Source organism: Acinetobacter sp. Root1280, from assembly GCF_001425285.1.
Taxonomy (GTDB): Bacteria; Pseudomonadota; Gammaproteobacteria; order Pseudomonadales; family Moraxellaceae; genus Acinetobacter; species Acinetobacter guillouiae.
Window position 1 is genome coordinate 80,477 of record NZ_LMED01000027.1, and the last position, 14,152, is coordinate 94,628.

General features: G+C 40.2%; 12 protein-coding genes. 1 reads left to right on the plus strand and 11 read right to left on the minus strand.

Annotated features, from left to right (window positions below; translation table 11 throughout):
• Positions 1-234: 234 nt before the first annotated feature.
• The 8 genes from ASC84_RS18620 to ASC84_RS18655 are packed head-to-tail and all read right to left on the minus strand — an operon-like array spanning position 235 to position 7,980.
• Positions 235-1,101: a hypothetical protein gene (locus tag ASC84_RS18620; protein WP_056517475.1), complete on the minus strand. Its 867-nt coding sequence runs from the start codon at positions 1,099-1,101 to the stop codon at positions 235-237.
• A gap of 16 nt (positions 1,102-1,117) precedes the next feature.
• The gene (gene aroB, locus ASC84_RS18625; protein ID WP_056517476.1) at positions 1,118-2,197 is read right to left on the minus strand and encodes a 3-dehydroquinate synthase; all 1,080 of its coding nucleotides are present in this window, start codon (positions 2,195-2,197) and stop codon (positions 1,118-1,120) included.
• A gap of 36 nt (positions 2,198-2,233) precedes the next feature.
• A complete protein-coding gene (gene aroK, locus ASC84_RS18630; protein ID WP_004725433.1) occupies positions 2,234-2,776 on the minus strand; it encodes a shikimate kinase AroK in 543 nt (180 codons plus the stop codon).
• Positions 2,777-2,812: 36 nt separating this feature from the next.
• Positions 2,813-4,990: a type IV pilus secretin PilQ gene (locus ASC84_RS18635; protein ID WP_056517479.1), complete on the minus strand. Its 2,178-nt coding sequence runs from the start codon at positions 4,988-4,990 to the stop codon at positions 2,813-2,815.
• Positions 4,991-5,010: 20 nt separating this feature from the next.
• On the minus strand, positions 5,011-5,541 hold the full coding sequence (locus tag ASC84_RS18640; protein WP_056517482.1) for a pilus assembly protein PilP: 531 nt from the start codon (positions 5,539-5,541) through the stop codon (positions 5,011-5,013).
• Positions 5,538-6,284, minus strand: coding sequence for a type 4a pilus biogenesis protein PilO (locus ASC84_RS18645; RefSeq protein ID WP_056517484.1), 747 nt, complete (start codon positions 6,282-6,284; stop codon positions 5,538-5,540). The genes ASC84_RS18640 and ASC84_RS18645 overlap by 4 nt, the downstream gene beginning before the upstream one ends.
• Positions 6,281-6,922 (minus strand): PilN domain-containing protein, encoded by a 642-nt coding sequence (locus ASC84_RS18650; RefSeq protein WP_056517486.1) that lies wholly within the window; start codon positions 6,920-6,922, stop codon positions 6,281-6,283. Before ASC84_RS18650 ends, ASC84_RS18645 begins: the two co-directional genes overlap by 4 nt.
• Positions 6,922-7,980 carry a pilus assembly protein PilM gene (locus ASC84_RS18655; RefSeq protein WP_004816660.1) on the minus strand — a complete coding sequence of 353 codons (1,059 nt, stop codon included), beginning with the start codon at positions 7,978-7,980 and terminating at the stop codon, positions 6,922-6,924. The genes ASC84_RS18650 and ASC84_RS18655 overlap by 1 nt, the downstream gene beginning before the upstream one ends.
• A gap of 163 nt (positions 7,981-8,143) precedes the next feature.
• Here ASC84_RS18655 and ponA point away from each other — a divergent pair, with 163 nt between their 5' ends.
• Complete coding sequence (gene ponA, locus ASC84_RS18660) at positions 8,144-10,687, plus strand: penicillin-binding protein PBP1a (RefSeq protein WP_056517488.1); 2,544 nt, start codon at positions 8,144-8,146, stop codon at positions 10,685-10,687.
• 60 nt (positions 10,688-10,747) lie between these two features.
• On the opposite strand, the gene ASC84_RS18665 is transcribed toward ponA, so the two are convergent.
• From ASC84_RS18665 to murF, 3 genes are all read right to left on the minus strand, one after another.
• A complete protein-coding gene (locus tag ASC84_RS18665; protein WP_056517491.1) occupies positions 10,748-11,551 on the minus strand; it encodes a putative RNA methyltransferase in 804 nt (267 codons plus the stop codon).
• 70 nt (positions 11,552-11,621) lie between these two features.
• Positions 11,622-12,740, minus strand: coding sequence for a phospho-N-acetylmuramoyl-pentapeptide-transferase (mraY, locus tag ASC84_RS18670; protein ID WP_056517494.1), 1,119 nt, complete (start codon positions 12,738-12,740; stop codon positions 11,622-11,624).
• Positions 12,740-14,149: a UDP-N-acetylmuramoyl-tripeptide--D-alanyl-D-alanine ligase gene (gene murF / locus ASC84_RS18675; RefSeq protein WP_056517497.1), complete on the minus strand. Its 1,410-nt coding sequence runs from the start codon at positions 14,147-14,149 to the stop codon at positions 12,740-12,742. The genes mraY and murF overlap by 1 nt, the downstream gene beginning before the upstream one ends.
• Positions 14,150-14,152 lie beyond the last annotated feature (3 nt).

Genomic DNA, 14,152 nt, shown 5'->3' on the forward strand with positions numbered 1-14,152 from the left:
TTAAATCGCACACCAACTGAATCATTTCGCTCCAAAACAGGGACAATCAACTCAATTAGCGCAACAATAAAGCAAAAAATATGCCAAATTTTATTTTTGTTCACCAAATCACTAAAAGATAGTGAAATAAAGATATTCTTTAAAATTCTAAGCGTCTTATAAAGGCATTTATAGCACCATTTTTGTGCAAATATAAAATTAAATAATTAATTCTGCTTCATTTTAGAGCTAGTTTTAATTAAATGGATCACTGACTTCATGCTCAGCTGGCTTTTTATCAGCAGCAGCACCTGTTGGCTCTTTGCTGTTGCCTGAAGGCTGTGCACGAGATTGCGACTTTTGTACATCTACCACATTGCCAGATGCATCACGACGGGTAATTGTGGTTTTGGTGGTCTGGTTTGCAGGAGTTGAACCCGTTAAAGAGGACAATGCCGATTTTGCTTGAGCCAATAGCGTTTCATCAACCACAGGTAAAGGTGCTGATTTTAATTTCACTTGATAGAGTTTATTTGCACTTGCCATTTCATCTGAGCCAAGATCATTGACTAAAGCACTATATTTTTCAAACTGGATCGCTTGTGGATGGATAGATGCAGGCAGTTTTAAATTTAATTGTTGTAACTGGCTTTTGGCCTGATCATCACTTTTAAATAGACCATAGGCTAAAACATATTGCTCTGCTTGATCTTCACCGCTTAAACGGAAATAAATAAAATTTTTCCGATCCGCTTGTTTCTGTAAGAAGCCCAAGATGACATCTTCATCTGAGGTCTTAAATAGCTCTATGGTCCAAGCTTTCTTATTTTCTTGAAAAAATTTTGTACCACGAAATTCTGCATCATGGCTACCCGCAGTCACAATACGTGTGGTCATTTCAAGTGGACGTACTTCATCCATCAAAGCGCCTAAATGCGATGTCGCAGCAACTTTTTCAGGTTGAATTTGAACTTGGGACTCTTCTATCGGATTGACCACAGTGACCAGATCTTTGGTGTCGGTCACTGCCCAAAAAACCAGTGCCACCAAAAGACAGATTAATCCACCAACCAACCAAATATATTGTCGAATATTTTGCCAATTTGTACGAATTGCTGCCATTTGGAACTAACCTTTTCTATATCTGATTCGCGAGAATCGCTTGTTTCATCAACTCAACATCAAAATCTTTAGTAATGATGGCTTGGCCGAGTTGTTTTATCAATATTAAACGAAGTTGACCATTTAATACTTTTTTATCATGTGACATATATGCCAAAAATTCATCGAGTGGAATTTTAGGACATGCTACAGGTAATTGAGCACGTTGTATGATTTTTTTTGTACGTTCCAGATCAGCAGATGAAATCCATCCCATACGCTGAGACAAATCAGCAGCCATCACCATACCCGTTGCAATTGCTTCACCATGCAACCAAACCCCATAACCGAGATACGATTCAATGGCATGACCAAAAGTATGTCCTAAATTTAACAAAGCGCGTTCACCTTGCTCTTTCTCATCATTGGCCACAATTCTTGCTTTATGCGCACAAGAACGATAAACAGCTTCAGCCAATAATTCTGGATTTTGGGCAATCAGCCCATCCATATGCTCTTCTAACCATGCTAAAAAGTCTAAATCACCCAGTAACGAATATTTAATCACCTCAGCCAAACCTGCTGAAAGTTCACGTTCTGGCAAGGTTTTGAGTTGTGCCATATCAGCCAAAACCACTTGAGGTTGCTGAAATGCACCAATCATATTCTTGCCTAAAGGGTGATTAATTCCGGTTTTCCCACCAACACTCGAATCCACTTGAGACAACAGTGTGGTCGGAACTTGGATAAAATACACGCCTCGCTGGAAACAGGCGGAGGCAAAACCTGCCATATCACCAATCACCCCACCACCTAAAGCCAAAACCGTACAATCACGATTAAAGCCAGCTTGAAGCAAAGCATCAAAAATCAAATTGAGGTGCTGGATATCTTTATATTTTTCACCATCAGGCAAAACACATGTTGTAACCTGCTTACCCAATTGTTGAATTGCATCAACATAGTGCGACAAATACAAAGGTTGAACTGTGGTATTTGTAACAATCATCACTTGATGCCCCTGAATATAAGGTTCAAGCAATTCTTGAGGATTCAAATGACTACCAATAAAGATTGGATAACGACGTTCACCCAGTTCAACATGTAAAGTTTGCATGATTCTGCCAAATAACAATGAATGATAATTTACTGACTAAATAATTTCTTTTGAAACGATCAGTTGCAATATTCTCAGCGCTAAATCTCGCGCAGCACCCTGATTGGTTTCAATAATATAATGTGCAACATCTCTATACAGTGGATCTCGTGCTTTAAGTAGATCCTTTAACTTTTGCTCGGGATTCTCGACTTGTAATAAAGGACGATTTTTATCTCGATGTGTACGTAATAATTGGATTTCTACAGGGGTATATAAATAAATCACAATACCTCTATGCTTAAGATATTCTCGATTCATGGCTTGAGTAACAGCACCACCACCTGTTGCAACCACTAAATTTTTTTTTGATGTGAGTTCATCAATCACGATTGTTTCTCTTGTACGGAAACCTTGTTCGCCTTCTTTTTCAAAAATCCAAGGAATAGATGCCCCAGTTTTTCTTTCTATTTCATGATCGCTGTCTAAAAACTCACGACTTAACAGTTCCGCTAGATGCCGACCAACTGTTGTTTTTCCTGCTCCCATGGGCCCTACCAAATAAATATTTGGTAGGGTTTCCAACTCTTTGCTTGGCAAGGAGTCACCTATCGAATTGCTTTCATTGAAAGTATATTAATGATTTCTGGTACGACTGTCATTAACAATTCTTGGTGTCACAAAGATTAGTAACTCTCGTTTATTCTCTGTTTTGGCATCTTTACGGAACAATCGTCCTAAATAAGGAATATCGCCTAAAAATGGGACTTTGACTTGGTTCGTGGAATTTTCTTGTTCAAAAATACCACCTAACACCACCGTTTCACCATTATCAACCAACACATTGGTATTGATCTCATTTTTATTCAGAATAATTTCACCATTCGGTGCTACCCCACCACGCGCATCACTGGTAATATTCAGCTGCATTTGTACTTTCCCTTCTGGGGTAATACTTGGTGTAACATCTAAACTGAGCAAGGCATCTTTAAATGCTGTCGTGGCTGTAGCAGTACCACCCGCAGTTGATGTTGTTTGATAAGGAATTTGTTGACCAGATGCGACTTTGGCTTTTTGTTTATCAGCAGTCATCACTTTTGGCGTTGAAATCACTTCACCATAACCATCAGATTGTAAAGCTGATAACTCTAGGTCCAACATAAAATCAGAAAGACTAATTAAACCAAATGCAATTTTACTTGCACCCGCAGTAGTCACACCAAGATCGACATTTAAATTGTCAGGGCGAGTAATGGTATATTTCCCATCATCACTCGGGGTTTTTAAATCCCATAATGTCGTATCACTACCACCAACCAACAAGTCATTATTTCGTGTAATTCCTTGAGATAAAATCCCCCACTTTACCCCCATTTCTTTGGTAAAATCTGTTGTTGCCCGAACAATACGAGCTTCAACCATGACCTGTTTTACCGAAATATCAAGTAAATCAATCATTTTACGAACTTTATCAATATTATTAGCCGTATCATTAATAATTAATGTATTTGTCCGTATATCTGCAACCGCACTTCCTCTTGAGCTGAGTAGACTCTCTAAAGCCAAAGAATCTGTGTTCGTGGTATTATTCGCCTGTGCACTTTTAGAATTTCTAGAGTCTTCGAGTAACTTTAGAACATCTGCAACTTTTGCATAGCTGAGTTGTATATATTCTGTTTGAATCGGTGCCAACTTAATGCTTTGTGCAATTGCTTTGGCTTCATCTTCTTCAGCTTTAATCAGCTCTGTGACTGGCGCAATCCAAATCACACTACCATTACGACGCTTATCCAAATTCTTGGTTTTTAAAATGATATCTAAGGCTTGATCCCAAGGTACATCTTTCAAACGTAAAGTAATATTACCTTGAACCGAATCCGCAGCCACCATATTAATACTGGTAAAATCAGCAAGCAGCTGTAGCACACGGCGTACTTCAATATCTTGAAAATCAAGCGAGATTTTCTTACCCGTATAAGACTGACTTGAACTTGGGCGATTTACTTTATTTTCTATAGGACGTTTTAAACTCACGGTCAGTTTATTTTCCGCTTGGAAGGCCATATATTCATAGCTACCAGCAGATTGAATGGTAATCACGCCATTTGAACCATCATTATAAGCATCCACAGAAGAAACTGGGGTTGCAAAATCATTGACATTTAAGCGACGAATTAAATGTGCAGGAATTTTATTTCCTAAGGTTCGAATAACAACTTTACTGCCCTGTTGCTGTACATCTACAGGTGTATTTGCACCTGACAGATTTACAATAACCTGCCCCTCGCCAGCATTGCCACGCTGAAAACCGATATCTGCGATGCCTTGATTTTGCTTATTCAGCGTAGATGCAGATGAGGCATAAGTCGGTAAAGCAGCAGCTTGATTGGCATTGTTAATCTTTAAAATAAAGGTATTCCCTTCAACACGTGTTGTAAAAGAACCACTATTTTTTAAATTTACCGTTAAGCGTGAACGTTGATCATCGGCCGCAATATCCACCGTCGACGCTTCTTCACTTGCCACAGCAATAGACGGCTGATTGATCGTTTGCTTCGACTGATCAAAATCCAAAATCAGTCGAGATGGATTATCCAATTGATAGGCTTGAGGCTGTGGCGGTAAGCCATTAAACATCACTCGAATTTCTGTACCTTGCCCCGGTATTTTCATCGGTACAATATTGGTCATGGTTGTTTGCGCTGCTGCAACCTGCATAATCGCAATTGACACTGCCGCCATAGTAAATTGACGAAGTTGACTATTCATAAACTTACCATCCCCGTTAAAGATATTTTTCAAACTCTTTTTCATTTTTATTCCTTTATTCCGTTTTAATCTATTGGACCGATTAGAACTAGACTCCGTGGTCTTTCTATATAACCGTCTCGACCATCTGGAACAATTTCCAATAAATCAATACGGGTCGGCGTAATTTCAATAATTCGCCCCTGATTCATGCCCATGTAATTGCCAAGTTGTACCCGCTCAATCTCACCATCTGGCGTTTTGATCAAACCCACGGTCTGACCAACGGCCCCTTTCATACTTCCTTTCAGTGTTAATGACTCCAAAGGATAGCTTTCAAGCGGCTGTGGCTGTCTTGAAAAATTCGGGTAGACGCGCTTGCCTGACATGATTTTCAATTCATTTGCCAATGAGTTTGGCAAAAATGGGCTGCGTAACTGTTGAGCAGAATAATTAAAACTAGGCACTGGATTAAATACTGGCGCAGGTTCAATCGGCAATGGTTGCTGATTTCTAATATTTGCCATTTCTTGATTAACGGCATCAATTCTAGAATCGCACCCCACCAACAGCATCGCAAATGAGATTCCACAAACTATTTTACTGAGCTGTTTCATTGTGGCGTCCCTCCTTGCTGAGGTGTTGTTGTCTGCGCAGCAGCATTCGCTAATTTATTTATTTTCTGCTCATCAGCACCAATATAACGATAGGTTTTTGCTTTAATTGTATAGTCAATTACTGGCACATCAGATTTGTTATCTTGACTAGGCGTTCCTGTAATTGTGAAATCATGCAAAGTGACAATACGTGGTAAAGCTGCCAAACTACTTACAAAACTGCCAAATGAATGATAATCCCCTGTTGCGTCAATCGAGATCGGCTGCTCAATAAAGAACTCCTGCTTCACTTCTGGTTCTAATTTGATATTTTTAAATTTCAAACCAGAACTTACCCCTGTCACGTTAATGTCTTCAACCAGACTCGGAATTTCAGTTTCTTTCGGTAGCTGTTCTAATTGCTGATTAAAATTCGCTTCCATTTGTTGCAATTGTGCTTGATATTGCTGCAAGTTTCTTAATTTAGAATCTTTTTCTTTAAACTCATTTAATAAGTTTTGTTCAATTGTACGTGCTTGATCAATTGCATCTAATTTAGGTTTAATTGCTAAAAAATAGCCAATTGCACACACCACAAAAAACAAGAATACCCAACAGGTGACTTTAACGGATAAAGGCCAACTGCCATAGTTATTCATATCCAAGGTATTGAACTGTTGAAAAAACTTCTCAACAGTCATCTTGTTCTTTTTTGGAGCATCATTTACAGATGAATCTAATTGCTCAAAATCTTCACGACTCATTTTGCACCCCCAGCAGCTGAAACTTGTTCAACCTTCGTCGCGTCCCCATCTGCAGTAGATGCTATTTCACCTAAATCCACAGTCACCACAAAACTTCCATATGATTCTTCTACACGAGGAATCACCGAAGTCTGCCCTTTATTTTTATTTTCATCTGCAGCTAAGAATGAATTCATAAATGCATTTCGATACCATTCAGACGCCTCTAATCCACGCAACAATTCAGCAACTGTGTTTGGACTTTCAGCTTTGCCCTCAATTGTAAATTTATCACCCACACGACTAAATTTTGTGATGTACATTTGTGCAGGGACAATCCGAACCAATTCATCAACGAGGCGAACAATCACAGGACGCTGACCTTGTAAACCTTGGATCAGTTTCATCCGTTCAATAATGGCATTACGACGTTCTTGTAAACCATCTAAAGTTTTTAATTGCGTATCTAAATTTTGATTGGTACTGGTCACCAATTGATTGGCTTGCTCCTGATCTTCTAACTTATGATCAAAATAGAACCACGCCAATAACACTGTAACTAAGCCAATCAGTGCAACCCCAACACATATTGCAACAAATTGCTTCTTCTTCTGTTCTCTTAGCTCATCACGCCAAGGGAGTAAGTTAATCTTTGCCATTAATCAAAACTCCTCAAAGCCAAACCACACGCAACCATTAAAGAAGGTGCATCATTTTCTATTTTTTTTAAGTCAATTTGTGGTGAAAACCCCATCTGCAAGAAAGGGTTTGCAATCGTGACCCGATAACCGAGTTTTTGTTGTAATAATTTTGCCAACCCAGGAATATTGGCGTTACCACCCGCCAATAAAATATGGTCGATCTCGTTAAACTGAGAAGATGAAAAGAAAAACTGTAATGAACGAGCAGCTTGTTGTACCACTGCTTCTAAAAACGGCATTAAGACTTCTGTTTCAAAATCGTCAGGTAAAGTCCGATCTTTTTTGGCCCGACCAGCTTCATCATAAGACAAGCCATAGCGGTTCTGTACATCTTGAGTCAGCTGCTTGCCACCAAAAACTTGCTCTCGGGTATAAATGATCTTGCCATTTTGCATCACAGACAAGGTGGTCATGGTATGGCCGATATCCAAGATACCCACAAGATTTACACCGATTGGCAAGGTATCGGAAAAGACATCAAAAGCACGCTCAATTGCATAACTTTCTACATCTGCAATTTTAGGTGATAAGCCTGCGATTTCTAAAACTTCAACACGAGAATCAATATTCTCTGCACGTGTTGCAACAAGTAACACATTGACTCGATTTGGATTTGCCAGCTTATCTTTTAACACTTCAAAATCTAAACTGACTTCATCCAGCGGGAAAGGGATATATTGTTCAGCATCCATTCGGATCTGAACTTCTCTTTCCTCATCCGACATATCTGCATCCATTTCAATGATTTTGTGAATCACCATAGATGTAGGTACAGCAACCGCAACATTTTGCGATTGAGGATTGCCAATATTGACTGCCCTTTCCAACGCATCAGCAACTGCTTCAGGATTAAGAATATTTTTTTCAACAACACTCCCATCGAGCAGTGGACTTAATCCATAACTTTCAACCCAGTAACGACCGTTCTTAACAGAGAGCTCTAAAATCTTTACAGTAGTAGAACTAATATCTACTCCTATTAACCCCTTATTTGGCTTACGATATAGTCTAAGCACGATTGATTTCCTATTATTTTTTTATCCCCAATAAATAACACAAACCGACTGCATTTGGTCTTAATTTTTTACAGATACAATATCCCATCTAACAATCCATCACATGAGAAGCTATACTGAACGCAATTAGTTTGCCATTAGCTATTATTAAAACTTACTTGTTATGAAAAAGCTATCTTGTTCAGGTTATATTCATCCCTTTTTTTTGCTGATTATCATTATTTTAGTCGCAATTCCGATGGGCTTTTATGGAATGTATCTATATATTGCCCCATCACTACCAGAAATGAGCTCTTTAAAAAAGGCGCCATTGCTTAAACCTTTGCAAGTTTATTCAGCAGATAATCAGCTGATCGCTGAATATGGTGGCAAGCTTTCGGTGCCTGTTGAGTACAATCAGATCCCACCACATTTCATTCATGCCTTCCTTGCTGCTGAAGATTCATCGTTCTTCGAACATAGCGGAATTAGCTTTAAAGGCTTAGGGCGTGCAGTGAGTGAAAGTGTCACTGGGTCAAATGTACAAACAGGTGGCTCAACAATTACCATGCAGGTGGCTAAAAATTATTATTTATCACCTGAACGAACACTCAAACGCAAACTTACCGAAGTTTTTTTGGCACGTAAAATAGAACAAAATCTATCGAAAGAAGAAATTTTATCTTTATATGTCAATAAAATCTTTTTGGGTAAAAATGCCTATGGTATTGCTGCTGCAGCAAAAATTTATTATGACAAAAGCTTAGATCAACTTAGTGTCGCACAAATGGCAATGATTGCGGGTTTACCCAAAGCACCATCAAAATACAATCCTGTGGTTAACCCTGAACGCGCATTAGAACGTCGCAACTGGATTCTTGGCCGCATGTTACAACTTGGCTATCTTAAACAAGCAGAATACGAAAAAGCTGTCGCTGAGCCGATTAATCTGAGTATGCCTGATCGCGGCTTAAGTAATCGATTTCCCTATGTAGGTGAAATGGTTCGCTCAGAATTGGTTGAAAAGTTTGGTGAACAAGCAATTGATTCGGGTTATAAAGTTTATACAACAGTCAACAGCAAACGCCAACAATATGCAGAAGATGCAGTACAAAAAGGCTTGGAAGATTATGATCGTCGGCATGGATGGCGTGGTGCTGAAGCACATGATAAACCTTTAAAAGAATTCATTGCTTATGCCAATACCTACCCTGCTGAAGTCATCAAGGTAGGCAGCAATAGTTTTGATGCCAAAATGCAAGATGGTTCAACAGTGACTGTGCCTTGGTCAGGTATGTCTTGGGCAAGAAAATATATCAATGCCAATGCAGTTGGTGGGGCACCAAGCCGCGCTTCGCAGATTGTAAGTGTTAAAGATATTATTCGCTTACGTCCCAATGAAAATAAAACCGCGTGGTCATTGGTTCAAACACCGAAAGCACAAGGTCAACTCATTGCAATCAACCCGAATGATGGTTCAATTGAAGCTGTGGTGGGTGGATACAACTTTTACCAATCTAAATTTAACCGCGCAATACAAGGTTGGCGTCAACCAGGTTCAACCATTAAGCCATTCGTCTATGCACTGGCGCTTGAACGCGGTATGACTCCTTATACCATGGTCAATGATAGCCCTATTACCATTGGTCGTTGGTCACCAAGAAACTCAGATGGTCGTTATTTGGGTATGATTCCTTTACGACGTGCATTGTACTTATCTCGTAATACGGTATCTGTACGTTTATTACAAAGCGTAGGTGTAGAACGTGCTCGCCAATTATTGATGGATTTTGGTCTACAAGAAGATCAAATCCCACGTAACTTCACGATTGCGCTCGGTACCCCACAAGTACTTCCAGTTCAAATGGCAACTGGCTATGCCGCAATTGCCAATGGTGGATATCGCATTCAACCGCATTTCATCAGCCGTATTGAAGATGCTTATGGCAAAACCATTTATGAAGCAGCGCCTGAATATGCGTGTATTCCATGTATCAATCAAAAAGAGACGGTAGCCGATACCCAAGCCATCACCCCGGATGATGAAGTCATTGAAGGTGCGAACCTTACAGTGGATGAGGTTCAGACCCCATTAAGCAAAGAAGAACAAAGTAAATATCGTCAAGCACAACGAATTTTAAAATCACAATCTGCTTTTGATATGGCAAATATTCTTCGTGATGTGATTGTGCATGGTACTGGTCGTGCAGCACTTAAAATTGGTCGCGATGACATTGGTGGTAAAACAGGAACAACCAATGATGCTAAAGATGCGTGGTTTGCAGGCTTCAACGGCAAATTAGTTGCGATTGCTTGGGTCGGTTTTGACCAACCTTCAACACTTGGTCGTCGTGAATATGGTGGGATCGCAGCGCTTCCAGTTTGGACCGGCTTTATGGGTAAAGCCTTAAAAGACACGCCATCTGCTTGGGTACATTTTGATAAAAATGCCAAAGCACCAATCTCTCGTGAAGAACGTAATCAGACTCAAGTTGAAGGTGCTACTCAAAATGAAGGCAATGGTTCATCACCGCCTTTAGCCCGTCCAATCTTTAAACCTGCACCTGTTACACCATCACGTAATTCATCAAATGACTTTGAAGACTTACCTGATGAAGGTTCAGATCAACCGCTAAAACCGAACAAAGTAACACCGCCTGCAATGAATCAAGGCGGTGCAAAACGAGAAAGTGATTCTCTTGAGAATTTGATTAATGAAGTTCAATAATTAGTTTCTCAAATAAAAAATGTCATCAATTGATGGCATTTTTTATGGCTTAAATTTCTATTATTTTTTCTGAAAAATATAAATTTGAAAGGCTGCCTTTAACGTAGTTTTAGCTTGTGCTTCTAAAACTAACCGCTTTTCAGGTTTTGCTTTATAAGCATAAGGGGTCATCGCAATCAGGTTTTTGAGTTGTGCTTGATCCAGCTCAAACGTTGTTTCAATAATCGGCTGTTCAATTAATTCAAAAGATGCCTGTAATTGCGTGACAAACTTTTGCGGTTCATGGGCTTTAACTTCATCAAACAAGCCCTCACGCATCCCATATAAATGCTCTGGCGCAGGTGTCACCACCATCAAATAAGCCTTCGGCTTAAGTACTCGGAGTATTTCTTCTTCTGGGATCGGGCTAAATAAGCTGGTACACAAATCAATCGAATGATCCAAAACAGGTAGAGTCGCTCCTGTTCCCACAATCCATGTCACATCTTTATTGAGTTTTGCAGCAACCTGAACTGCATTTTTTGCAATATCAACCCCAATACATTGCATCACTTGATGTTGCATTGCATCGGTATAGTAGCCTTCACCACAGCCGATATCCAACAGGTTTTCAACACCTAACTCACGAATTTTCTCAACAACGGCTTGCTGTAAAGGTGCATAAAATCCACCACTTAAAAATCCACGGCGTGCTTGTACAGATTCAGGCGTATCCCCTGGATTTTTACTATGCTTATGTTGTACTACATGTAAATTCACATAGCCTTGTTTTGCCACATCATAGCTATGATTATTTACACAGCGCCAAGTCCGATCCGATAGGCTCAATGCCTCACGACATACAGGGCACATCAACAAATTCATTGTATTCTCCAAAAGATATTTTTAGGCCATAAAAAAGCCGGCTAATGCCGACTTTTCAAATCACTTTGGCTTAACGTAATTTTAATGTCATTAGACCTAAAACTACCAGCATAATTGTGATAATCCAAAAACGGATCACCACTTGAGTCTCACGCCAGCCTTTTTTCTCATAATGATGATGCAACGGCGCCATAAGAAATACACGTTTATTCCGCATACGTAATGATCCGATTTGCAAGAATACCGAGATCGCTTCTACAACAAAGACACCGCCCATAATTGCAAAGACGATCTCTTGACGAACCATTACCGCGATAGTGCCCAGCATTGCACCCAATGATAATGCGCCAACATCTCCCATAAAGACTTGGGCAGGATGCGCGTTGTACCAAAGAAATGCTAAACCCGCTCCAATCATTGCAGCACAAATAATCACCAGCTCAGAGGTATATTTTACATAGGGAATATGTAAATAATTGGCAAAGCGTATATCACCTGCCAAGTATGCAAAAACACCTAAACCTGCGGCAACCAAAACAATCGGCATGATCGCAAGACCATCTAAACCATCGGTCAAATTCACTGCATTTGATCCACCATTGATTACCAGATAGGTAAAAATAATGAATCCAATACCTAATGGAATTGAGGACAATGGAATACTCAGATTTTTAAAAAATGGTATCAACAAATCCAGCATATTCGCTGTATGTACGGGGCTGTCTTGCTGAGTTGCAATGACATATAACGCAATACCCGCCCCCAAGGAACCAACAGAAGTCCAAAAGAATTTCTTCTTGGCAGGTAAGCCTGCATTGTCTTTATAACGGACTTTAATCCAATCATCTGCCCAACCTACAGCACCAAAGATCACCATAACAGCCAAGACAATCCATACATAAGGATTGGATAAATCTGCCCAAAGCAAGGTACTGATCCCGATCGAAAGCAGAATTAAAATCCCGCCCATTGTCGGTGTACCCATTTTTTTTGCATGATTTTCAGGTGCATATGAACTAACAGCCTGACCATATTTGAGCGCTTGTAATTTACGGATCATTACTGGTCCCAAGGCCCAACCAATCGCAAGTGCAGTCAATACACTGAGCAATGCTCGTAACGATAAGTATCGAACAACTTGGAACGCGTTCTCATAACCCGCCAAGTGTTGAAATAACCAATACAGCATTAAACTTTCTCCATCAAATCAGCCATCAACGTTTCCATATGGGTATAGCGAGAACCTTTAAACAGGAAACTCATGGACTGTGGTTGATGTGTTGCAATTAAACTTAACAATAAAGGTAAAGCTTGTTCTTGGCTAAGAAAAGCTTGTAATTTTTTACCATATTGAGTGCTTCGCGCACCTTCTTGTGTAGCAGGAGCAAACTCACCTACTGCAACAACAAATTGAATCCCATCCATTGAAACCAGATCACGACCCAACATATAGTGTTGCTGCGCAGCAGTATCGCCTAGTTCACCAATATCGCCAATCACCATCACTTTGATCCCTTGCTGTTGCGCAAGTACTTCAGCTGCTGCACGCATTGAAGTCGGGTTGGCATTATAGGTATCATCAATAAATAAATGCTTGTGCTTATGAATAAAATTCAAACGCCCTTTTGCACCTTGTGCCGACTCCAAGCCGATCACAATATCGTCTAAACCAACACCAATCGCTAAGGCAAATGCTGCCGCTGCTTCTGCATTATGGACATTATGTTCACCTGCAAAAGGAAGATTGACGGTTCTTGCACCTTGAGGCGTATTAAGGGTAAAGATTGCAGACTGTGCGTATAACTGAACATCTGTTGCAAAGACCTCGCCACCCTGTCCAAAACTTAACACTTGCTCAGTGTCTACCACTTGGCGAATCGTATCGGTAAAATCATCATGAGCAGGAACAATTGCTGTTCCAGCTTGATCAATATGACGGTAAATTTCAGATTTGGCACGGCAAATTCCATCACGTCCACCAAATTCGCCTAAATGCGCAGTTCCAATATTTAAAATACCAGCAACATGTGGCTGTACAAGATTTGAGGTGTAATCAATTTCACCTTGATGGCTTGCACCAAGTTCCATCACCGCATATTGATGCTCTGAACGCAGCTCCAATAGCATCATTGGCACACCAAGATCATTATTTAAATTGCCACGTGTAATCAAGGTCGGCGCTAGACGTGAAAGAATACTCCCCAACATCTCTTTGGTGGTGGTCTTACCACTACTGCCTGTAAGTGCAATCACTTTTAATTGTGGATGTTGAGCACGACGATACGCGCCTAAATGCCCCAATGCCAAACGTGTATCTGCCACGACAAGTTGACAGATATTTACATCAACAGGTTGGCTCACGATGGCAATTTGACAGCCATTCTCAGCCACTTGGGCAACAAAATCATGTGCATCAAAACGCTCACCTTTGAGCGCCAAAAAAGCATCACCTAATTCAGCATGACGTGAATCAGTCAAAATACGTTTAATTTCACCTTGTGGTGCTTGATCTAAATACCAATAACCTTGAGTTGCTTCAGCAAGTTGTGCTGCTGACCATGGCTCCAAAGGCACAGTACTGGTGGTAGAGGTGTGCATCTC